This is a genomic window from Serratia sp. BNK-10 (assembly GCF_047456065.1).
GTDB lineage: Bacteria > Pseudomonadota > Gammaproteobacteria > Enterobacterales > Enterobacteriaceae > Serratia > Serratia ureilytica.
On the sequence record NZ_CP179894.1, the window covers coordinates 1 to 23996 of the forward strand.

Annotated in this window: 9 protein-coding genes, 2 tRNA genes and 3 rRNA genes; 9 read left to right on the plus strand and 5 right to left on the minus strand. The window is 59.2% G+C overall.

The window, feature by feature from the left end; genetic code table 11:
* The first annotated feature begins 326 nt into the window (after positions 1-326).
* From ACMGG9_RS00005 to rrf, 5 genes are all read left to right on the plus strand, one after another.
* Positions 327-1868: ribosomal RNA gene (locus ACMGG9_RS00005) — 16S ribosomal RNA — on the plus strand.
* A 74-nt stretch (positions 1869-1942) separates the two neighbouring features.
* Positions 1943-2019: transfer RNA gene (locus ACMGG9_RS00010), tRNA-Ile, on the plus strand.
* Between the two features lie 38 nt (positions 2020-2057).
* Positions 2058-2133 (plus strand) — tRNA-Ala (locus tag ACMGG9_RS00015).
* Positions 2134-2340: 207 nt separating this feature from the next.
* Positions 2341-5248, plus strand: a 23S ribosomal RNA gene (locus tag ACMGG9_RS00020).
* 175 nt (positions 5249-5423) lie between these two features.
* Positions 5424-5539 (plus strand): 5S ribosomal RNA (rrf, locus tag ACMGG9_RS00025).
* Together the 16S, 23S and 5S rRNA genes with 2 tRNA genes alongside form the textbook arrangement of a ribosomal RNA operon.
* A gap of 178 nt (positions 5540-5717) precedes the next feature.
* On the opposite strand, the gene actP is transcribed toward rrf, so the two are convergent.
* From actP to acs, 3 genes are all read right to left on the minus strand, one after another.
* Positions 5718-7370 carry a cation/acetate symporter ActP gene (gene actP / locus ACMGG9_RS00030; RefSeq protein ID WP_004930048.1) on the minus strand — a complete coding sequence of 551 codons (1653 nt, stop codon included), beginning with the start codon at positions 7368-7370 and terminating at the stop codon, positions 5718-5720.
* Complete coding sequence (locus ACMGG9_RS00035) at positions 7367-7678, minus strand: DUF485 domain-containing protein (RefSeq protein ID WP_004930047.1); 312 nt, start codon at positions 7676-7678, stop codon at positions 7367-7369. Before ACMGG9_RS00035 ends, actP begins: the two co-directional genes overlap by 4 nt.
* A gap of 91 nt (positions 7679-7769) precedes the next feature.
* Positions 7770-9728, minus strand: coding sequence for an acetate--CoA ligase (acs, locus tag ACMGG9_RS00040; RefSeq protein WP_147881320.1), 1959 nt, complete (start codon positions 9726-9728; stop codon positions 7770-7772).
* A 901-nt stretch (positions 9729-10629) separates the two neighbouring features.
* Between acs and gltP the strand changes: the two genes are divergently transcribed.
* Together gltP and ACMGG9_RS00050 are read left to right on the plus strand one after the other, a co-directional pair.
* Positions 10630-11946 carry a glutamate/aspartate:proton symporter GltP gene (gltP, locus tag ACMGG9_RS00045; protein WP_033641576.1) on the plus strand — a complete coding sequence of 439 codons (1317 nt, stop codon included), beginning with the start codon at positions 10630-10632 and terminating at the stop codon, positions 11944-11946.
* Between the two features lie 275 nt (positions 11947-12221).
* Positions 12222-13565: a condensation domain-containing protein gene (locus ACMGG9_RS00050; protein WP_414161800.1), complete on the plus strand. Its 1344-nt coding sequence runs from the start codon at positions 12222-12224 to the stop codon at positions 13563-13565.
* A 42-nt stretch (positions 13566-13607) separates the two neighbouring features.
* Here ACMGG9_RS00050 and ACMGG9_RS00055 read toward each other — a convergent pair whose 3' ends face one another.
* The gene (locus ACMGG9_RS00055) at positions 13608-16703 is read right to left on the minus strand and encodes an amino acid adenylation domain-containing protein (protein ID WP_197781932.1); all 3096 of its coding nucleotides are present in this window, start codon (positions 16701-16703) and stop codon (positions 13608-13610) included.
* Positions 16704-16767: 64 nt separating this feature from the next.
* Positions 16768-18378 (minus strand): condensation domain-containing protein, encoded by a 1611-nt coding sequence (locus tag ACMGG9_RS00060; RefSeq protein WP_262825735.1) that lies wholly within the window; start codon positions 18376-18378, stop codon positions 16768-16770.
* 535 nt (positions 18379-18913) lie between these two features.
* Here ACMGG9_RS00060 and ACMGG9_RS00065 point away from each other — a divergent pair.
* A complete protein-coding gene (locus ACMGG9_RS00065) occupies positions 18914-21007 on the plus strand; it encodes a TonB-dependent receptor (protein WP_213588309.1) in 2094 nt (697 codons plus the stop codon).
* 78 nt (positions 21008-21085) lie between these two features.
* Positions 21086-23995, plus strand: coding sequence for a condensation domain-containing protein (locus ACMGG9_RS00070; RefSeq protein WP_414161801.1), 2910 nt, complete (start codon positions 21086-21088; stop codon positions 23993-23995).
* Position 23996 lies beyond the last annotated feature (1 nt).

The window sequence follows — 23996 nt, forward strand, 5'->3', positions numbered from 1 at the left end:
AACTCCCTATAATGCGCCTCCATCGACACGGAACATGTGAACAACTTCACAGAGTATCCGGGGGTCGCAGAGAAAAAATCCTGAAAATTAGGGTTGACTCTGAAAGAGGAAAGCGTAATATACGCCACCTCGAGTTAGCAAGCGAAAGCACCTAACTCACTGCTCTTTAACAATTTATCAGACAATCTGTGTGGGCACTCCACAAGACGATATCCAGCATCTTCGGATGCAAAAAAATATCAAGTCTTGAAGAGTGACTAACTGAAGTAAAATTCATGCAGTAAATCTTTGAGCATCGCTTCTCGAGTGGAAGCACATCAAGCTTTTAATTGAAGAGTTTGATCATGGCTCAGATTGAACGCTGGCGGCAGGCTTAACACATGCAAGTCGAGCGGTAGCACAGGGGAGCTTGCTCCCCGGGTGACGAGCGGCGGACGGGTGAGTAATGTCTGGGAAACTGCCTGATGGAGGGGGATAACTACTGGAAACGGTAGCTAATACCGCATAACGTCGCAAGACCAAAGAGGGGGACCTTCGGGCCTCTTGCCATCAGATGTGCCCAGATGGGATTAGCTAGTAGGTGGGGTAATGGCTCACCTAGGCGACGATCCCTAGCTGGTCTGAGAGGATGACCAGCCACACTGGAACTGAGACACGGTCCAGACTCCTACGGGAGGCAGCAGTGGGGAATATTGCACAATGGGCGCAAGCCTGATGCAGCCATGCCGCGTGTGTGAAGAAGGCCTTCGGGTTGTAAAGCACTTTCAGCGAGGAGGAAGGTGGTGAGCTTAATACGCTCATCAATTGACGTTACTCGCAGAAGAAGCACCGGCTAACTCCGTGCCAGCAGCCGCGGTAATACGGAGGGTGCAAGCGTTAATCGGAATTACTGGGCGTAAAGCGCACGCAGGCGGTTTGTTAAGTCAGATGTGAAATCCCCGGGCTCAACCTGGGAACTGCATTTGAAACTGGCAAGCTAGAGTCTCGTAGAGGGGGGTAGAATTCCAGGTGTAGCGGTGAAATGCGTAGAGATCTGGAGGAATACCGGTGGCGAAGGCGGCCCCCTGGACGAAGACTGACGCTCAGGTGCGAAAGCGTGGGGAGCAAACAGGATTAGATACCCTGGTAGTCCACGCTGTAAACGATGTCGATTTGGAGGTTGTGCCCTTGAGGCGTGGCTTCCGGAGCTAACGCGTTAAATCGACCGCCTGGGGAGTACGGCCGCAAGGTTAAAACTCAAATGAATTGACGGGGGCCCGCACAAGCGGTGGAGCATGTGGTTTAATTCGATGCAACGCGAAGAACCTTACCTACTCTTGACATCCAGAGAACTTTCCAGAGATGGATTGGTGCCTTCGGGAACTCTGAGACAGGTGCTGCATGGCTGTCGTCAGCTCGTGTTGTGAAATGTTGGGTTAAGTCCCGCAACGAGCGCAACCCTTATCCTTTGTTGCCAGCGGTTCGGCCGGGAACTCAAAGGAGACTGCCAGTGATAAACTGGAGGAAGGTGGGGATGACGTCAAGTCATCATGGCCCTTACGAGTAGGGCTACACACGTGCTACAATGGCGTATACAAAGAGAAGCGACCTCGCGAGAGCAAGCGGACCTCATAAAGTACGTCGTAGTCCGGATTGGAGTCTGCAACTCGACTCCATGAAGTCGGAATCGCTAGTAATCGTAGATCAGAATGCTACGGTGAATACGTTCCCGGGCCTTGTACACACCGCCCGTCACACCATGGGAGTGGGTTGCAAAAGAAGTAGGTAGCTTAACCTTCGGGAGGGCGCTTACCACTTTGTGATTCATGACTGGGGTGAAGTCGTAACAAGGTAACCGTAGGGGAACCTGCGGTTGGATCACCTCCTTACCTAAAGATATTAGTTCGCGTGGCGTGCTCACACAGATTGTCTGATAGAAAGTAACGAGCAGAAATACCTTTATAGGCTTGTAGCTCAGGTGGTTAGAGCGCACCCCTGATAAGGGTGAGGTCGGTGGTTCAAGTCCACTCAGGCCTACCACTTCTTGTAAGTGGAAAAGGTACTGCACGTGACTGTATGGGGCTATAGCTCAGCTGGGAGAGCGCCTGCCTTGCACGCAGGAGGTCAGCGGTTCGATCCCGCTTAGCTCCACCATATAGTCCGGTATTTCAATACTTCAGAGTATATTGGCGACAGTATGCTGCGAAGTATTTTGCTCTTTAACAATCTGGAACAAGCTGAAAATTGAAACATGACGGCTGAAATTTATCCCTCCGTAGATGTACTGGGATGAAGAGTAACCTGTCATAGAGTCTCTCAAATGTTTGCAGCGCGAACGATGGAAACATCTTCGGGTTGTGAGGTTAAGTGACTAAGCGTACACGGTGGATGCCTAGGCAGTCAGAGGCGATGAAGGGCGTGCTAATCTGCGAAAAGCGTCGGTAAGGTGATATGAACCGTTACAACCGGCGATACCCGAATGGGGAAACCCAGTGTGTTTCGACACACTATCATGTCATGAATACATAGTGGCATGAGGCGAACCGGGGGAACTGAAACATCTAAGTACCCCGAGGAAAAGAAATCAACCGAGATTCCCCCAGTAGCGGCGAGCGAACGGGGAGGAGCCCAGAACCTGAATCGGCTTGTGTGTTAGTGGAAGCGTCTGGAAAGTCGCGCAGCAAAGGGTGATAGCCCCGTACACTAAAATGCACAGGTCGTGAGTTCGATGAGTAGGGCGGGACACGTGACATCCTGTCTGAATATGGGGGGACCATCCTCCAAGGCTAAATACTCCTGACTGACCGATAGTGAACCAGTACCGTGAGGGAAAGGCGAAAAGAACCCCGGCGAGGGGAGTGAAATAGAACCTGAAACCGTGTACGTACAAGCAGTGGGAGCACCTTCGTGGTGTGACTGCGTACCTTTTGTATAATGGGTCAGCGACTTATATTTTGTAGCAAGGTTAACCGTATAGGGGAGCCGTAGGGAAACCGAGTCTTAACTGGGCGATTAGTTGCAAGGTATAGACCCGAAACCCGGTGATCTAGCCATGGGCAGGTTGAAGGTTGGGTAACACTAACTGGAGGACCGAACCGACTAATGTTGAAAAATTAGCGGATGACTTGTGGCTGGGGGTGAAAGGCCAATCAAACCGGGAGATAGCTGGTTCTCCCCGAAAGCTATTTAGGTAGCGCCTCGTGAACTCATCTTCGGGGGTAGAGCACTGTTTCGGCTAGGGGGCCATCCCGGCTTACCAAACCGATGCAAACTCCGAATACCGAAGAATGTTATCACGGGAGACACACGGCGGGTGCTAACGTCCGTCGTGAAGAGGGAAACAACCCAGACCGCCAGCTAAGGTCCCAAAGTCATGGTTAAGTGGGAAACGATGTGGGAAGGCATAGACAGCCAGGATGTTGGCTTAGAAGCAGCCATCATTTAAAGAAAGCGTAATAGCTCACTGGTCGAGTCGGCCTGCGCGGAAGATGTAACGGGGCTAAACCATGCACCGAAGCTGCGGCAGCGACGCTTAGGCGTTGTTGGGTAGGGGAGCGTTCTGTAAGCCGTTGAAGGTGGCCTGTGAGGGTTGCTGGAGGTATCAGAAGTGCGAATGCTGACATAAGTAACGATAAAGCGGGTGAAAAGCCCGCTCGCCGGAAGACCAAGGGTTCCTGTCCAACGTTAATCGGGGCAGGGTGAGTCGACCCCTAAGGCGAGGCTGAAAAGCGTAGTCGATGGGAAACAGGTTAATATTCCTGTACTTGGTGTTACTGCGAAGGGGGGACGGAGAAGGCTAGGCTGGCCGGGCGACGGTTGTCCCGGTTTAAGCGTGTAGGGGGTGTGACCTGGTAAATCCGGTTGCATACTAACCCTGAGGCGTGATGACGATGCACTACGGTGCAGAAGTAGTTGATGCCCTGCTTCCAGGAAAATCCTCTAAGCTCCAGGTAACATTAAATCGTACCCCAAACCGACACAGGTGGTCAGGTAGAGAATACCAAGGCGCTTGAGAGAACTCGGGTGAAGGAACTAGGCAAAATGGTGCCGTAACTTCGGGAGAAGGCACGCTGGCATGTAGGTGAAGTCCCTTGCGGATGGAGCTGAAGCCAGTCGAAGATACCAGCTGGCTGCAACTGTTTAATAAAAACACAGCACTGTGCAAACACGAAAGTGGACGTATACGGTGTGACGCCTGCCCGGTGCTGGAAGGTTAATTGATGGGGTCAGCCGCAAGGCGAAGCTCTTGATCGAAGCCCCAGTAAACGGCGGCCGTAACTATAACGGTCCTAAGGTAGCGAAATTCCTTGTCGGGTAAGTTCCGACCTGCACGAATGGCGTAATGATGGCCAGGCTGTCTCCACCCGAGACTCAGTGAAATTGAACTCGCTGTGAAGATGCAGTGTACCCGCGGCAAGACGGAAAGACCCCGTGAACCTTTACTATAGCTTGACACTGAACATTGAGCCTTGATGTGTAGGATAGGTGGGAGGCTTTGAAGCGTGGACGCCAGTCTGCGTGGAGCCATCCTTGAAATACCACCCTTTAATGTTTGATGTTCTAACTCGGCCCCGTGATCCGGGGTGAGGACAGTGTCTGGTGGGTAGTTTGACTGGGGCGGTCTCCTCCCAAAGAGTAACGGAGGAGCACGAAGGTTAGCTAATCACGGTCGGACATCGTGAGGTTAGTGCAAAGGCATAAGCTAGCTTGACTGCGAGAGTGACGGCTCGAGCAGGTACGAAAGTAGGTCTTAGTGATCCGGTGGTTCTGAATGGAAGGGCCATCGCTCAACGGATAAAAGGTACTCCGGGGATAACAGGCTGATACCGCCCAAGAGTTCATATCGACGGCGGTGTTTGGCACCTCGATGTCGGCTCATCACATCCTGGGGCTGAAGTAGGTCCCAAGGGTATGGCTGTTCGCCATTTAAAGTGGTACGCGAGCTGGGTTTAGAACGTCGTGAGACAGTTCGGTCCCTATCTGCCGTGGGCGTTGGAAGATTGAGAGGGGTTGCTCCTAGTACGAGAGGACCGGAGTGAACGCACCACTGGTGTTCGGGTTGTCATGCCAATGGCATTGCCCGGTAGCTAAGTGCGGAAAAGATAAGCGCTGAAAGCATCTAAGCGCGAAACTTGCCTCAAGATGAGTCTTCCCTGGGCCTTCAAGGCCCCTGAAGGAACGTTTAAGACTAAGACGTTGATAGGCTGGGTGTGTAAGTGCAGCGATGCATTGAGCTAACCAGTACTAATGATCCGTGAGGCTTAACCTTACAACACCGAAGGTGTTTTTAGAGAGACAAAATCGTCAGGAACGATTTTGAACAACGCAGAGCGTTGGCCCCGAAGGGGTGAGTATCAGGATGATACGAATAATTTTCAGCGACGTTCCAAGATTGGTTCTGATGGCTTCATGGAAGTGAAGCGGTTGGAATGAAACAGAATTTGCCTGGCGGCAATAGCGCGGTGGTCCCACCTGACCCCATGCCGAACTCAGAAGTGAAACGCCGTAGCGCCGATGGTAGTGTGGGGTCTCCCCATGCGAGAGTAGGACACTGCCAGGCATCAAACAAAGCCGAAAGCCCTGAACTGACGTTCAGGGCTTTTTGCTATGCGTAAAACGCAAAAAAGCGCAGCTACGCTGCGCTGCTTTCTCCTCCTTCTTCTCCGTCAGCGAGCCAGAGAAAAGGCCCCGAAGGGCCTTTGATTAGGGTGTGTTTGCTTTTTTCACTTATTATTCGGTCAATGCGAGCTGCCCTGAGAAATGCCCAGCCCGGTTTGCGAACGAACAAACTGCGCCCGGAAGCGTTCCCGCTCTTGCTGCCCGGCCAGTGAGCTGTCGGTGATCGAGAACAGCCAGGTGCCGACAAAGGCCACGATCATCGAGAACAGCGCCGGGTATTCGTACGGGTAAATCGGTTTCTCATGGCCGAGGATCTGCACCCAGATCGTCGGGCCGAGGATCATCAGAATCACTGCCGTCAGCAGGCCTAACCAGCCGCCAATCATCGCGCCGCGGGTCGTCAAACGCGACCAGTACATCGACAGGATGATGATAGGGAAGTTACAGCTGGCGGCGATGGAGAACGCCAGCCCGACCATAAAGGCGATATTCTGCTTCTCGAACAAAATCCCCAGGGCAATGGCGACCAGGCCTAATACCACGACGGTGATCTTGGAGACCTTCAGCTCATCGCGCTCGGTCGCCTTGCCGTTTTTAATCACGCTGGCGTACAGATCGTGGGACACGGCCGAGGCGCCGGCCAGCGTCAGGCCCGCAACCACCGCCAGAATGGTGGCGAACGCCACCGCCGAGATAAAGCCGAGGAAGAAGTTGCCGCCAACGGCATTGGCCAGATGCACCGCCGCCATGTTGGTACCGCCCAGCAGCGCGCCGGTGGCGTCTTTGAACGCCGGATTGGCGCTGACCAGCAAGATGGCGCCGAAGCCGATGATAAAGGTCAGAATATAGAAGTAACCGATAAAGCCGGTGGCGTAGAACACGCTCTTGCGCGCTTCCTTGGCGTCACTCACGGTGAAGAAACGCATCAGGATGTGCGGCAGACCGGCGGTGCCGAACATCAGCGCCAGGCCAAGCGACAGCGCGGAAATTGGATCGGACACCAGCCCGCCGGGGCTCATGATGGCGATGCCTTTCGGATGCACCTTCACCGCTTCGGCGAACAGGGTATTGAAGTCGAAGTTAACCGACTTCATCACCATCAGCGCCATAAAGCTGGCGCCGGCCAGCAGCAGCACCGCTTTGATGATCTGCACCCAGGTGGTGGCCAGCATGCCGCCGAACAGCACGTACAGCACCATCAGGATACCGACCAGGATCACCGCCACATGGTAGTTGAGCCCGAACAGCAGCTGGATCAGCTTGCCGGCGCCGACCATCTGCGCGATCAGATACAACGCCACCACCACCAACGAGCCGCAGGCCGAGAGGGTACGGATCGGTTTCTGCTGCAGACGGTAAGAGGCGACATCGGCGAAGGTATAGCGGCCGAGATTACGCAGGCGTTCCGCGATCAGGAACAGAATGATCGGCCAGCCGATGAGGAAGCCGATGGAGTAGATCAGGCCGTCATAGCCCGAGGTATAGACCAGTGCGGAGATGCCGAGGAACGAGGCGGCGGACATGAAGTCGCCGGCGATCGCCAGCCCGTTTTGCAGACCGGTGATGCGCCCGCCCGCAGTGTAGTAGTCCTGACGGGAACGGGTGCGTTTGGAGGCCCAATAGGTGATGTAGAGCGTGGCGCCGACAAACAGGATAAACATCACAATCGCCTGGATGTTCAGCGGCTGACGATGCACCTCGCCGCCAATGGCGTCGGCGCAGGCCAGGCCCGGCAGCAACAGCAGCGCGGCGGCGGACAATAAGCGCTTCATTGTTTCACCTCGCGCAGAATCTCTGCGGTGAGGCGATCGAATTCGCCGTTGGCGCGGAACACATAGATCCCGGTCAAGACGAAAGAGATCACGATCAGCCCGACGCCGACCGGGATCCCGCGGGTAATGGTCGATCCGGCGGCGATCGGCGTGCCGAGCCATTGGGGATCGAAGGCGATCAACAAGATAAAGCCGACGTACAGCGCCAGCGTAATCAGCGAAAGCAGCCAGGCGAACCGGCCGCGTTTTCTCACCAGCTCTTTAAAGCGCGGGTTTTCTTCAATCCCTTGATAAATGGTGTCATTCATCAGAGTGTCTCCAGTAGGTATTGATAGAGTACGCCGCGCCAGGGCCCCTCAACGGCGCGTTATCCGAATGAGCGGCCTGAAGCGGCGTAAATTATGACGGCACTTTCATTGATTGTTTTTCTTCCAACAGCTTGTCGACTACAGCCGGATCCGCCAGCGTGGAGGTATCCCCCAGGTTGCTGGTGTCGCCGGCGGCAATTTTGCGCAGGATACGCCGCATGATCTTGCCGGAGCGTGTTTTGGGCAGCGAGTCTGTCCAGTGCAGCACGTCCGGCGTGGCGATTGGCCCTATCTCTTTGCGCACCCAGTTGCGCACTTCGGCATAGAGCTCCGGCGTCGGTTCTTCGCCGTGGTTCAGCGTGATATAGGCGTAGATCGCCTGGCCTTTGATGTTATGAGGAATGCCGACCACCGCCGCTTCGGCGATTTTCGGGTGAGATACCAGCGCGGACTCGATCTCGGCGGTGCCCAAACGGTGGCCGGAGACGTTCAGCACGTCATCGACGCGGCCGGTGATCCAGTAGTAACCGTCCTCGTCGCGGCGGGCGCCGTCGCCGCTGAAATACATGCCTTTGAAGGTCGAGAAGTAGGTTTGCTCGAAGCGGTCATGATCGCCGAACAGGGTGCGCGCCTGGCCCGGCCAGGAATCGACGATCACCAGGTTGCCTTCGCAGGCGCCTTCCTGCGGCGTGCCGACATTATCGACCAGCGCCGGCTGTACGCCGAAGAAAGGCCGCGTGGCGGAACCGGCCTTCAGCTCGGTGGCGCCCGGCAGCGGGGTAATCATGAAGCCGCCGGTTTCAGTTTGCCACCAGGTGTCGACGATCGGGCATTTGGCGTTGCCTATCTTGTTGTAGTACCACTCCCAGGCTTCCGGGTTGATCGGTTCGCCGACCGAGCCCATGATGCGCAGCGAATCGCGCCGGGTGCCTTCGATCGCCTTGTCGCCTTCGGCCATCAGGGCACGAATGGCGGTCGGCGCGGTATACAGAATGTTGACCTGGTGTTTGTCTATCACCTGCGACAGACGATTGACGCCCGGATAGTTAGGTACGCCTTCGAACATCAGCGTGGTGGCGCCGCAGGCCAGCGGGCCGTACAGCAGATAGCTGTGACCGGTGACCCAGCCCACGTCGGCGGTGCACCAGTAAATGTCGCCGTCGTGATAGTCGAACACATACTTAAAGGTCATCGCGGCGTACACCAGGTAGCCGCCAGTGGTGTGCAGCACGCCTTTTGGCTTGCCGGTCGAGCCGGAGGTGTACAGGATAAACAGCGGATCTTCGGCGTTCATTTCTTCCGGCGGGCAATCGGCGGAAACGCCCTGGGTCAGCTCATGCCACCACAGATCGCGCCCTTCCTGCCAGTAACCCGGTTTGCCGGTGCGCTGGAACACCACGACGTTGGCCACGCTGACCACGCCGGGGTTTTTCAGCGCATCGTCGACGTTCTTTTTCAGCGGCACGGCGCGGCCGGCGCGCAGGCCTTCATCGGCGGTGATCACCAGTTTGGCGTTGGAGTCGATAATGCGCCCGGCGACCGCTTCCGGTGAGAAGCCGCCGAAGATCACCGAATGTACGGCGCCGATGCGGGCGCAGGCCAGCATCGCGACCGCCGCTTCCGGCACCATCGGCATATAGATAGCCACCACGTCGCCTTTTTTCACGCCGAGCTTTTTCAGCACGTTGGCGAATTGGCAGACATCATTGTGCAGCTGTTTGTAGGTCACTTTCTTGGATTGGGTCGGGTCATCGCCTTCCCAGATAATGGCGGTCTGGTCGCCGCGCTCGGCCAAATGACGGTCCAGGCAGTTGGCCGCCAGGTTCAACGTGCCGTCTTCAAACCAACGGATGCTGACGTGGCCCGGATCGAACGAGGTGTTTTTGACTTTGGTATAGGGTTTGATCCAGTCCAGGATTTTGCCATGCTCACCCCAGAAAGCTTCTGGGTCTTGAACCGACTGTTGATAATACTGTTGGTATTGTGCCGGATTAATCAGGGCGCGTTCTGCAATTGCAGAAGGAATAGCGTGTTTATGCAGTTGGCTCATAGCTTTTCTCCTTGAAGTTGTTAATGATATGTCAACTGAAGGTTAAGTATAGTTTGCTACGATTCTTTGTTTCTTTTTTGCGCGGCAGATCACGCAACAAAGATATTGATTTGTAATAGTTCTGTCGCATTTGCAGTACGTATCTATCTATTTGGCGTTTAAATCATCATAAACCCGCTTTTTTAGCCAAAAACACTTATCTAAAGAACAAAAAAGAATAAACAAAGGCGAGGGTATTTGCCTTGCGCTTAATAAGGGTGGGAGAGACCGACATTATTTCGCGCTATAAATCTTTTTTGATTATTTTTCGCTATTAATATTCGAAGTTGGTATTAACGCGATATAACGATGGACGCCACATCGTGAAATAACGTTCTATTAACGTTTAATTCCTGATGAAAACTCGGGAAATACCGTGTGGCATTCATCCTGCTGAATTGTTCGATTTTTAATCGGAATATAAAACGGCGCTGCATTTATGGGTGAAAATGTCACTCGGTCAATTCCCATTTATTTGACTTTTGAGTAACAAAATATAAACATTTGATGCGGACTAAATATGCAGAATGGACGAAAAATAACGCATTTTAATCGCGTTCAAAAAAACGTCGCCGGCGCGGTTATGTGCTTCATTATATGAAAAATTATGTTTTTAATAACAAGCAATTATGCCATTTGAAATAGTTGCGCGAATTTTTTGTGATTCGATTCAGCGCTCAACCCTGACAAATCAAGGCTTGCAGAGCATGCCGCCCGGATGATACAGATTTATACTGCGTCGCACCCAGGGCAGGTGAACGCTTCCACTGAATTAACATAAGCCTGTAATAAATGATTAAGTATTCTTTTCGCCGTGTTGCGACTTTGTACGGCGCAAAGAGTCTTTGAGGACTTTTTGGGTATGAAAAGTGTAAAAATTAGCCTGGCTTGGCAAATCCTGATCGCGTTGGTGCTGGGTATTATTGTTGGCGCGGTATTGCACAACCAGACCGAATCTCGTGAGTGGCTGGTGAGCAATATTCTCAGCCCGGCGGGTGATATCTTTATTCGTCTGATTAAGATGATTGTGGTGCCGATCGTTATTTCCACGCTGATCGTCGGTATTGCCGGCGTGGGGGATGCGAAAAAGCTGGGCCGCATCGGATTGAAAACCATTATTTACTTCGAAGTGATCACCACGATCGCCATCGTGGTGGGGCTCACCTTGGCCAACGTCTTCCAACCGGGCCACGGCATCGATATGTCGACGCTGACCACGGTGGACATTTCGCAGTATGAGAAAACCACCGAACAGGTGCAAAGCGGTTCGCACAGCCTGGTGGCGACCATTCTGTCGCTGATCCCGTCGAACGTCTTCTCGTCGATGGCCAAGGGCGACATGCTGCCGATTATCTTCTTCTCGGTGCTGTTCGGTCTGGGGCTGTCGTCGTTGCCGAAAGAGACCAAAGAGCCGCTGCTGAAGGTCTTCAAGGCAGTGTCCGAGAGCATGTTCAAAGTCACCCACATGATCATGCGCTATGCGCCGATCGGGGTGTTTGGTCTGATTTCGGTCACGGTGGCGAACTTCGGTTTCGCTTCGCTGCTGCCGTTGGCCAAGCTGGTGGTGCTGGTGTACTTCGCCATCGCGTTCTTCGCCCTGGTGGTGCTGGGGGCGGTCGCTCGGCTGTGCAACCTGCGCATCTGGACGCTGATCCGCATCCTGAAAGACGAACTGATCCTGGCTTATTCCACCGCCAGTTCGGAAACGGTGCTGCCGCGCATCATCGAAAAGATGGAGGCTTACGGCGCGCCCAAGTCGATCACCAGTTTCGTGGTGCCGACCGGTTACTCCTTTAATTTGGATGGTTCGACGCTGTACCAGAGCATCGCCGCCATCTTTATCGCCCAGCTGTACGGCATCGAGCTGTCGTTGGGGCAGGAGATCGTGCTGGTGCTGACGCTGATGGTGACCTCGAAAGGGATCGCCGGCGTGCCGGGCGTCTCGTTCGTGGTGCTGCTGGCGACGTTGGGCAGCGTCGGCATTCCGCTGGAAGGCCTGGCGTTTATCGCCGGCGTGGACCGTATCCTGGATATGGCGCGCACCGCGCTGAACGTCGTGGGCAACGCGCTGGCGGTACTGGTTATCGCCAAGTGGGAGCACCAGTTCGATCGCAAGAAGGCGCTGGCCTACGAAACGGAGTTCCTGGCGCAGAAGGTGAAGCCGGCCAATCAAGGCTAATCACCGGCTAGCGGGATATGAAAACCGCCCCGGGCATCCGTGCCCGGGGCGTTTTGTTTTTATGCCCTTTCAGCCTGCCACTTTCTTTTCTCTGCCCCCGCTGCGTCGCTTGCATCCCCGCTTAACAGAATCTAAAGTGTTACCAAATTATTGGAAATGATAATAGATGTTATTATCATTTTCATTTGATGATGTATGGAGACACACAAAAGCCGTTGAACGGCGGGGTATCGCCCATTCGGCGCTTTTATTCAGGCTTATCAAAGGTAGGTAACATGTCGGACACCGCTTTGGCCTCTGAATGGTTGCCGCTGGCGCCAGCGCAGCTTGATTTCTGGGAAGAATACACCTTGCACCCTGGGCAGACCTTATCCACCGTCGCCCATTGCACCGAACTGTGCGGCGCAATAGAGGAAGCGGCGCTCTGCCGGGCGATCGCCGCCACCCTCGCCGAGACGCAGGCGTTTGCCCTGCGCTTTGGCGAACGGCGTGGCGACCATCCACCGTCGCTACGGCACGAGCCACAGCGCATACCGCCATTGCAACGTATCGATCTGCAAACGCATCGCGATCCCTGGCAGGCGGCGCAAAGCCTGATGCACGAGGATATCGCGCAGCACCGGGCGTTGCACCGCGAACCGTTAGCCGCCGCCTGGCTGCTGAAGCTGGGACCGGAGCGTTACCTCTGGTACGTGCGTGCGCACCATATTCTGGTCGACGGTTTCGGCATGGCGCTAATCGAGCACCGCTGCGCCGCGCTCTATGCGCACTACCTCGGCCAGGGGAGCGCGGGCATCCCTTTGGGCGCCTTCGCCCCCTTTCAACAGGCCGAGTTGGCCTACGTCGATTCTGAACGCTGCGAGCGCGATCGGCGCTTTTGGCAGGCCTATCTGCCGCCGTCGCAGGCGCTGCCGACGGTGCGTAAGGGCGGCGGGGAGTATGGCGTGCGACGCCTGAGCGTCAACCGTCGGTTGCCGACAGAAGTCGCGCAACGTCTGGCGCAGCAGTCGGAACGCAGTGGCATCAATTGGCCCGACTTGCTGGTGGCGCTGTCGGCGGCCTGGCTGTTTCAGGTCATGCCGCGCCACGCCCGGCAGGGCGATGCGTTGCCGATGTGGATGCCGGCGATGAATCGCCGCGGGCAAGCCGCCACCAACGTCCCTTCGTTGGCGGTTAATACCCTGCCGCTGCTGGTATCGCCGTCGCCAATGGAGACGCTGGGGAGCTTTCTGACCACCCTGACGCAGCAGCTGCGCGAGCTGCGCAGCCACGCCGGCTATCGTCTGCGCCAACTGGCCGCCGATCGCGGCGTGGATCCGAACTCGCGCTTCTTTATTTCTCCCTTCATCAACGTGCAACCCTTCGATGCGCCCCGTTTTGTCGGCTGTCGCGGCGCCCGGCGCGTTTTGGCCGGCGGCTCGGGCGACGGTTTCAACCTGACGTATCGCGGCCGCACCGACGCCCGCGATCTGCAGGTGGATATCGATATTTATCTGGAACAGTTCCCGACGGAGGATGCGCTGGACTATGGCGAGGCGCTGCAAGAATTTCTGCTGCGCGCGCTGCAGCGGGAAGCCTGGGAGCAACCGCTCGCGGCCCTGACGGCATTGCCCGCCTGATAACCTGCGGGCGGGGGATATCCCCGCCCGAGTGATGTGGCTTCAGCTTGTCAGTAACGCCGCCACTTCGCGCGCATTCTTGCACGGCAAGAGCGCACTGCTCCCCAGCCGGGTGCCGAAAGCGTCATTGAGGCGCTCCGCCACCTGTTTGATATGCGGCAGCTTCAGCCCCATGGCGATAAACGCCGTCTCTTCTCCCCATTCCGGGCGCGGCGTCACGCCGATCGCCTGCCAATAGATGGTCAGGATCTCTGCGCTGCGCGCCAAAGGCGCGTTCGGCGGCGGGGCTGCGCAGGCGTTCAGCGCCGGCGCGGTTTGCCGCTGGCTCAGGTCGGCGCGGATGCGATGGCGGTCGGTTTTGCCGTTGGCAGACAGCGGCAGCGCCTCGGCGTGGATAAAGCGCGTGGGAATATGGGTACAGGGCAGATAGCCGGTGGCGAAGGCGCGGATCTCGGACAGCGGCAGCGGCTTGCCGTCGCGGGTCAGATACAGGGCGCCGAGCGCCGCCTCGTTGTTCTCTCCGCTGGGATAATCCACGACCACCATATCCCGGATCGCCGGATGGCGGCGCAGCACGTCTTCGATTTCCGGCAGCGAGACGCGCACGCCGCGGATCTTCACATAGCCGTTCACCCGGGTGGCGAACATGATGTTGCCGTCCGGACGGTAATAGCCCTGATCGCCGGTGCGGAAAGCGCGCAGCGGCTGCCCGTCCGGCCCTGCAAGGGTGACGAAGTCGTGCTGCTTCAGCTCCCCCTGCTCCAGGTAGCCCAACGCCAGATTGACCCCGGTGGTATGGATGCGGCCGACCACGCCGGCCGGGCAGTGGCTGCCGTCGTCATGGCAGATGAAATAGCGGTTGGCCGGCAGCGGGCGGCCGTAAGGCACGGTGCCGCTCTCCTGCGGGGCGATCGGGTGCCAGATGCTCCAGATGGTGGTTTCGGTCGGCCCGCCGAGTGAGAACAGCGCGAGATCCGGGCGCAAGGTGCGCAGGGTTTGCACCGTCGCCGGCTTGATGTAGTCGCCGCCCTGCGCCACCAAGCGCAGCGAGCGCAGGCTGTCGGCCGTTTTACAGGTGAGCAGCATCTCCAGAATGGCGGGCACCGAGCACCACAGGCTGACCCGATGTTTTTCCACCAGTTGGTTCCAACTGATGGCGTCTTTTTCCTGATGCGGCGCCGGCAGCACCAGCGTGGCGCCGGCGCACAGCGAACCGAACAGATCGAACATCGACATGTCATGGTGTGGCGGCGTCACGGAAATAAAGACGTCGTCGGCGGTGACTCTCCAGCGCTGTTGGGTTTGGTGCACGACATTGGCGGTGGCGCGGTTGTTGAGCACCACGCACTTGGGTTTACCGGTGGTGCCGGAGGTATACAGGTAATAGCTCGCGGCCTGGCTGGCGCTGCGTTCCGCCAACGCCTGTTCATCCGGCAGCGCGGGCGCGCGATCTGTCGGCGTCAGCAGGGTAGCCGGCGTCACGCCGATCGGCGTCTCCAGATCGCCGCCGTGCACCACCAGCGTCGGCCGGCAGTTCTCCAGCAGGTAGGCGGTGCGCTCCGGCGGCGAGTTGATGTCGATAGGCACCCAGATCACCCCCTGTAGGGCGCAGGCGAGGCTGAAGATGATCTGTTCCGGGCTGCGCGGCAAATACAGCGCCACCACGTTGCCCGGCTGTACGCCGCGGCTCTGCAGGTTGGCGATCGCCGTGGCGATCCGCTGGCCCAGCTCGCGATAGGTCAGCGTCTGCTCGCCACAGATAAGCGCGTTGCCGCCGTTATGCGCGCCGAACAGCCGCTCGGCCAGCTGCGCCAGATAAGGATAAGGCGCGTAATTCGCTTCGCTGTCGTTGTGGCGGTAATGCGCCAGATCGATGAAATCTCGCGGGGCGATCGCCAGATCGGCGCGTTGGCAACTGTGCAGGATGCGCCGCTGCAAGGCCGCCAGCATGGCCGCTACCTGCTCGCCGTGCAGCGCCTGCTCGGCGTAATCCACGCACAGCTGCAGGTTTTTTTCGCTGTCCTGCGTCAGACGGATATCAATGGCGACCTGCGGCGTTTGGGTCAGGCCATCGTGGAAGCGCACCGGCGCCTCGGCCGGCAGCGTTTCCCAACCCAAACAGTTGGTCAGGATCACCGGCAGCGCCGGGCCGCCCTGGCTTTGGCCGAGCAACTGACGCGCCAGATCGACGCCGGAAAACGCCAGGTGATCGAGCGCGCCGAGCACATCGTCCTGCAAGGCTTGCGCGCGCTGGATAAAGTCTTCGCCATAGCGCGAATAGCGCACCGCCACGAAGCTGGAGGCGTTGCCCAGCGCGCCGTCGGCGGCGGGGAACGCCACCGGCACCCCGACGCACAGCTCCCCGTCGGTGGTCCAGTGGGCCAGCGTATCGAGGATCAGCGCCGAGAGCAGGCTGTTGCGCAGCAGCGCATGCGGCGATCCCAGGCGGCCGAGTTGTTTGACCGTGTCGTGCGGCAGCGTCAGGGTGGCGCGGCGATAGCGTGATGCGGTGAGATTGGCGAGCGGGGCGCGCCACGGCAACGCCGACGGGGTGGTGACATCCTGCAGCTTCTCGCGCCAATAGGCGGCATCGGCCTGGCGTTGCGCCGCCGATGCCGCAGGGGGCGGCAGCGCGGCGGCGGTCGGCGTCAGAGGGCGATCGTCGAACAGGCGCGCGATCACGGCGGAGATCCCCTGGCCGTCGAGGATCAAGGCATCAAAGCTGGTAAAGATCAGCGTATCGTACGGCGATCCTGTCGGATCCTGCTGTTCGGCAAGTTGGATCACGGCGATGCGCCACAGCGGTTGGCTCGGATCGTGGCGCTGGTGGGAGTAACGCTCGCGCAGTTGTTCCGTCTGGCGCTGCGCCGCTTCGTCATCCAGCGAGCGCAGGTCGTGGCGATCCAGATGCAGCGTGATTTCCGGGCGCACGTGCTGCGTGCCGCGCTGCACATCGATGCAGGTGCGCAACGCCGGGTAGTGTTGTACCAGCTCGGCCAGGCGCGCTTCAAGGCGCGGCACATCCCGCTGCCGGGCGCGGTATTCGCGGAAGTCGTGCATCGCCACGCCGCCGAGCGGCCATCGATCGCTGCGGCCGAGAAGATAGGCCTGCTGCAGTGCGGTTAATGGTGTCTCCATGGTGCTTCCCTATAGTCGCTAACCGATTAAAACGTGCCGGACGTCGCGCGCCCGGAAACCGATCTCAGTGCTGCGGCGCCAGCGCGGCGAGCAGCGTTTTCGCATGCCGTCCTGCCTCGGGCGAGCGTTGGCAGATCAATGCCGCCAGCGCCGCCGGAGAGGGATGCGCCGCCAGATCCTGCGCCGTCAGCGCCGCCGCCAGATATTTGTTGAGCACCGTTAGCAGCGCGTTCACCCCAGCATCCGGCAGGGCCAAGCGGTGGATATCGTCGTGGTCGTGCAAGCCGGCCTCGGGAGCCACCCGTGCCAGCAGGCGGTGCAACACCTGGCGCACCGGCGCCTGCTGCGCCAGCGCGTCGGGGGTACACTGCGCCAGCAGTTGCGACAGCGGGCGATCGAACGCCCCCGCTTGCCGCGCGGCCAGGTGCAGCAGCGCCCGGTAACAGGCCAGCAGGCGTGGCAACACGTGCTCGGGAAACGCGTCCAGCCGCACGTCCCAGTTGATCAGAATGCCGTCGTCGACGTGGGCGACCTGTGCATCCAGCGCGACCTGCGGCCCCTGAGAGATGACCCAGCCGAGAGGGCCGAAGGTGTCGGCGACCCGTTCGGAAAACAGCGTCTTGCCGCGGATGCCGAAACCGGCGGTAAACACCACCGGCGAAGGCTGCAGGCTGCCGTGCAGGCGTGACAGATCGCGCATCACGCTGACGCCGGGATAATCCGCATGCTCGATCAGCTCCGCCAGCTGCGCCATCAGGCGTTGGCAGAAGGCGTTCAGGTTTTCCGCCGGGTTCAATTCCACGCCGAGCAATACCAGATTAGAGAAGTCGCCGACGAGGCGATGCGCGTCTTCCCGTTCGCTCTCGCGGTGGAACAGCGGCACGTTGAGCCGGAAGCGCGTCATGTTCCAACCCTGGCCGACGGCCAGCGCGAACAGCGCCAGAAACAGCGTCGAGAGGGAGGTGTGGTGCCGCTTGGCCACGCTCTCCAGCGCACGGCTTTCTTCTGCATTCAACTGGATGGCCAAACGATCGCTGCGGCAGCGATCCGGCGTGCGCAGCAGGCGCGGCGCCGGCGGCACCTGCGCCAGGCGAGCACGCCACCAACGCTGGCCGCGTTCGCGCCGCTGGCGCAGCGCCTCGTCCGCGTTGCGTCGTTCGAGGTGATCGAAGTAGGCCGGCGGCGCGTCATGGGAGGGCGCCGCCGGACACTGGTGATAAAACGCCGCCAGATCCTCCATCAGCAGGCGAAAGCTCATGGCATCGCCGGCGATCATGTCGAGATCGACGTGCAAGCGGCTGCGCCCTTCCGGCAGCAGGCTCAGGCTGATATCGCAGGGAACGCCCTGTTCCAGCGGCAGCAGCTGGGTGCTTTTCGCCTGGCGTTTGGCGGCGAGCGCGGCCGCCAGCGTCGCTTCATCGGCGTGTCGCCAGTCGTCGAGATGCAAGGTATGCCGGGGACTGGGGGGCGCGATCGTCTGTCGGCCATCGTCGGTAATGCGCAGGCGCAGCAGCGGATGATGCAGGTACAACATCTCTACGGCCTGGCGCAGCCGAGCGGCATCCAGCTCGCCGCCGTCGAACTCCGCATACAGGTGGGCGGCCATGCCGCCCAGAGGGGGAGCGGACTGTCGGCCTACCCAATAGGCGGCCTGCATCGTGGTTAACGCTTTCATCGGGTATCCATTTTGATTCAGCCAACGAGACTGCAAGAATATATCCAAATGTTAATAGGAATGAAAATTATTATTATTTGATCCATTTGGCGCACGGGTGCTATCTATAAGGCGTTTTAGCAATACCGAGCAGAGAGGGCGTTGGGTGTGAATAATTTATCTATATTATTCTTAGCATTGAAATGATTGCTTGTTATTACAGCGCTCGTTTTTCCTGCGAAAGTATAAGGGTTTCTGGCAGTTATCTTGTCAGCCCTCACACCTTTATTGATAATGATTTGCATTAGAAAATGCAAAATATTATCATTATTAACATTATTTTACGTTTTTATACAAGCTGCCGGCCGCTCCGCCGGCGGCTTGGCCGTGGACGGGGCCGCGCCCGTTCGGCCGCGAAAGACATGGGTTTGCCGCAGGGATAAGCAACAGCAAGGCCGGGAAGGCCGCAGCGTCATGATCTGTGTGAGTGTCGATGTAGGTTGTGTAAAAAAAAATCAAATTTTGTGCACCTCTGGGATGAAAGGAGAAGACATCTATGGGCAAGCATTTTGCGGCTCAACGGCATGAAAGCGTAGGAAACGGGGAAAAGGCGGGGTTGAAAGCCATTGGGGCATTTTCCTCCGTATTTTTAGGGGTTTGTTCACTGGCGATCGGTAACGTCAACGCGGCGGAAACGAAGAGCAATGAAACCTACCAGGACGCGGAAACGCTGCTGGTCACCGGTGAGAAGATCAAACGGTCCATTTTCGACACCGGCTCCAGCGTGCAGGTGTTCGACAGCAACCGCATCGCCTCGATGCCCGATGCGGTGCAGATCCCCGATCTGCTGCGCATGACCCCCAACGTGGTGGATCTGGGCATCGGCAACGAACTGCCGACCGTGCGCGGCATCGACGGTTCCGGCCCGAACGTCGGCGCCAACGCTTTCCTCAGCGGCACCCGCCCGCGCCTCAATCTGTCATTGGACGGCCGTTCGCTGACTTATAACGAACAGGCGTTCGGTCCGCAGTCGCTGTGGGATCTGGATCGCGTCGAAGTGTTCCTCGGCCCGCAAAGCTACATCCAGGGGCGCAACGCCATCGCCGGCGCCATCGTCATGGCCAGTAAGGATCCGACCTTCGAGTGGGAAAGCGCCTTCAAGGGCGGGGCCGGCAACCAGCACTCTTCACAGTTGGCGGCCATGGCGTCCGGCCCGCTGGTGGAAGATCAGCTGGCGTTCCGCGTCAGCGTCGATCGCCAGCGCCGCCGCAGCGAAGCCGATCTGCCGGCCTATGCGCCGGTGGGCGATCCGCGCGAAGTGGAAGCCACCACCGCCCGCGCCAAGCTGTTGTTCAACCCGGCCGGCCTGCGCGATCTGACCACCAAGCTGACCTTCAACCACTTCGGCAGCACCGCGCCGCAGAACGAAAGCCTCAACCCGCAGCCACATCCGACCAATCCGCGTTACGAGTCGCGTCGGCCGGTGTTCAAAAGCAACATGAACAGCACCATCTGGGATTTGGCCTGGGAGCAGTCCGACGCACTGACGTTGGAAAACCGCGTTATCTACACCGACTTCAATATCAATCGGCCGACCGCCTACAGCCAGCCTTATGCCGAGATCGACGGCCAGGAAGTTCACGTGGAGCCGGTGGTGCGCTTCGGCGGCGCGGACAGCCGCCTGCACGGGCTGGCGGGGCTGCGTTACTTCCACGGCACGCAGGATGAGTTCGTCAACATCTTCGGCGGCTCGACCTTCAAGGATAAGACCGATACCCATTCGGCGTTCGCCGAGCTGACCTATGCGCTGACGCCGCAGGTGGATGTGACCGCCGCCAGCCGTCTGGAGCGCGAACATCGTCGCCGAGACGGTGGCAGCCAGGCGGTGCGCATCGATTTCGATGAAACCTACACCGTGTTCCTGCCGAAGCTGGACGTGGCCTGGAAACCGACGGATACCCAAACCTACGGCGCCAAGATCGCACGCGGCTATAACGCCGGCGGCGGCGGCATCACGATCGGTACGCCGGTGGTCAGCTACACCTACGGTTCCGAGTATGTCTGGAACTACGAGCTGTACACCCGCCATCACCTGAAAGACGCCAACGTGGTGCTGACGGGTAACATCTTTTACAACGATTACAAGGATATGCAGCTGCCGTACTCGCTGGGCGAGAACTCCAGCGTGATCCGCAACGCCGACAAGGTGGAAACCTACGGCGCGGAAATCGGCGCTACCTGGCAGCCGCGCTGGGATTTCGAACTGTTCGGCAACCTCGGCCTGTTGAAAACCGACATCAAGAAGTTCTCGGGCAGCGGCGTGGAAGGGCATGAGCTGGCGCGCGCGCCGGCTTACACCGCCAACATGGGCGCCAAATATCAGTTCCTGAAAGGGTGGGAGCTGAGCAGCAACGTGGCGTTTACCGACTCCTACTATTCGCAATACGACAACGACTCGCGCGGGCGCATCGGCTCCTATTGGACGGCCAACGCCCAGCTGGCTTACACCTTTGACTACGGTCGCGCCACGCTGTATGCGAAAAACCTGTTTGATTCCGACCGCCGCGAGATGGTCAGAAGCAATGACATTTACACGGCGACGCTCCAGCGAGGCCGCCTGGTCGGCGCAGCGGTTGAGCTGACTTTCTAACGCTATCGCGGTGACGGGGGACGAATGTCCCCCGTTTTATGCGCTATCCCGGCACGGCCGGGCAAAGGAGATAACGCAGTGATCGGTGATTTTGACAGCATTCTGAGCGATGAAGAGGCCCAGCGGCTGGAGAGCGCGTTTCAGGCGCTGGGCGCGGGGGCGGCGAACGGCGAGCGGCCGGTAAGCGAAGCCGAAGAACGGGCATGGTTTGCCCATCTGCAGCAGGGTGACGCACGCGGGCAGCGGGCGCTGGCCTGGCGCCTGACGGGAGAGGTGGATATCGCCCAACTGACGGCGGCGCTGCAGGCGCTGGTGCGGGAAACGCCGGGCGTGAACGTGCATTACGTTTTTGATGATGAAAACGGTCTGATTAAACGCGCCGCCGATTCGGCGCCGTTGCCGGTGAGCCTGCGTCAGGTGGCGGATGAACAACACGCCATGGATTGCCTGCTGCAGGCGCAGGCGGCGCCGTTTGAACTGGAAGGCGAAGCGCCGCTGCGCTTCTTGCTGTTGCTCACGCCGGGCGGTGACGTGATGTTGGGCGCGGTCTTGCATGACATCCTGGCGGAAACGCTGCCGTGGCGCCACCTGCCGGCGATGTTGTCCGCCCGTTATAACGGAGATGCGATGCCTCTGCCTTTCGCGGCGGAGCCGGTCGAGCCGCCGGAAACCCCGGAGCCACAGCTGCCCTGGGCGCGCCAGGCGGTCGCGCTGCAGGATTATCGCAGCCCGGCGCAGCGTGTTGAAGCGTTGCCACCGGTGGGCGCGCGCGTGGTCACGCGCATTGCGCGCTCGCTGTTGCCCGCCAACGACACGCCGCGGGCGTTGATGGCGGCGGTGGCGGCGCGTTTTGCCGAGTTCGTCGCCGCGCAGGCCGGCGGCCAAGCGGTGCAGCTGTGCGTGCCGGCGGCGGAGACGACGGAGTGCGTCGGTCTGGAGCTGGGCCTGACGGCGCCGCCGCTGATGCGCCTGACCGTACAGCATGGCGAGGGCGACATCGGGCAGCGGCTGCTGGCGCAGGCCGTGGCTGAACAGCCGGATCCGCAGCGGGCACAGCTGCTGGTGGCGTGGCGCGACGATCTGACCGCAGAGTGGCGGTTGGAAGGCGTTCACGCCGAACGCCTGTTGCTGCCGCCGCTGCATACGCCGTTTGAACTGGCGCTGCTGCTGGGCTTGCCCGAGGCGGAAGCGCTGACGCTGGAGCTGGTCACCGACCCGCGCCTGTCTCCGCACGCGGCGCCTTTCCTGCTGGAGCAGTTCAGCGCTTTCCTGGCCGGGCAGCGAATTGCCGTCGCATTGCCGGTGGCTGAGTCCGCTTCCCCGGCGATGGCCGCGCCGGCGGCGAACGGCGACGCGGACGAAAGCGTTGCGCCGCTGATTTTGCAGGAGTTCCGTGAGGCGCTGGTGGCCCCGGAAATGACCCTGGATGAAGACTTCTTCGATCGCGGCGGCCATTCGCTGGTCGCCACCCGGGTGATCGGCCGCTTGCTGAGCCTGCATCAGATCGAAATCAATATTAACGATCTGTTCAGCCATCCCACGGCGCGCGGGCTGGCGGGGTACGCCAAACGCCTGAACGTCGCGCAGCCGAATGCCGCACCGACGACCGCCGACGATCATGATCGGGCGCAGGCGCCGCTGTCGTTGGCGCAGGAATCGTTGTGGAAGGTGTATGAAGCCTTTGGTCATGACGAGATCTTCAACCTGCCGTTCTCTCTGCGTTTCTTCGATGAGGTGGATGAAACGGCGCTGCGTCAGGCGTTTATCGACGTCATGACTCGCCATACCGTGCTGCGTTCACGCTTCGTCGAGCAGCAGGGCGAGGTGGTGCAGGTGGTGGTGCCGGCTGCCGAACTGTCAGATTACCAATGGTTCCGCTTCTCTCAGGAAACGCCGGCGGGCAACGCCGCCGCCCTGTTGGCCGACGCCGGCCAGCACCGTTTCGATCTGGCCGCCGAGCTGCCGCTGCGCGTCACGCTGCTGCGCGATGCGGACAACGGCCAGCAGCTGCTGTCGCTGCTGTTCCACCACGTGGTATTGGATGAATGGTCGCTCAACCTGATGATGGATGAGCTGGGCGTCGCCTACCGCCATCGCGTCGTCGGCCAGGTGCCGCAGTGGAGCGGACAGCCGCCGCAGTTCCACACCTTCGCCCGGCAGCAGCGGGCCTCGGGGGTGCAGCAGCAACATCTGGATTACTGGCTCGACGCGCTGCGCGGCGCGCCGGTCGGCCAGCCGATCTTCCGGCAAGAACCGTCCACCCATCCGGCGGTGCCGGCGCCGGCGGACGTCAACGGCGGCTGGCTGGAGTTCGAGGTCGATCCCGCCGTGGCGGAAGGCCTGTATCAGCTCGCTCGCCGCAACAACGCTTCGTTGTTTAACGTAGTGTATGCCGGGATTACCTCGGCGCTGCGCCTGCTGGGCGGCCCGGCGGATCTGCTGGTGGGCACCTCGACCTCCGGCCGTAACGACGCCGAGTTCTTCGATACCGTCGGCTACTTCACCACCGTGGTGGTGCACCGCGTGCGCTTCGACGAAGGGCTGACGGTCGCCGGGTTGGTCAGTCAGGTGAAAAACACCATCAATGGCTCGCTGCCGTACACCGACATTCCGATCGACCTGGTGGAAGAAGGGCTGTTCGGCGTGGATGCCGACCGCAAAAACCACATGTTCGAAGTGTTCATCCAGATCCACAGCCGCATCAAGCTGAACGGCGAGTTCCGGCTGCAGGACGGCCGTGCGATCGCCTACCGTCAGGTGGAGCCGGAGAAAGCCGAATCGCTGCTCGGCCTGCAGTTTGAGGTGATGGAAGACGATCTGGCCGGGAAGAAATCCCTGCGGGTGATGATGACCTATCGCCAGGATCACTACAGCCGGGAGCAGGCCACTCTGATCGCCGACGGCGTTCAGCACGTCTTTACCCAGTTTGCACAGCACATCGCTGGTGATATCGCTCTGGCGGCGCTGCCGCCCGGGCCGCAGGCATGAC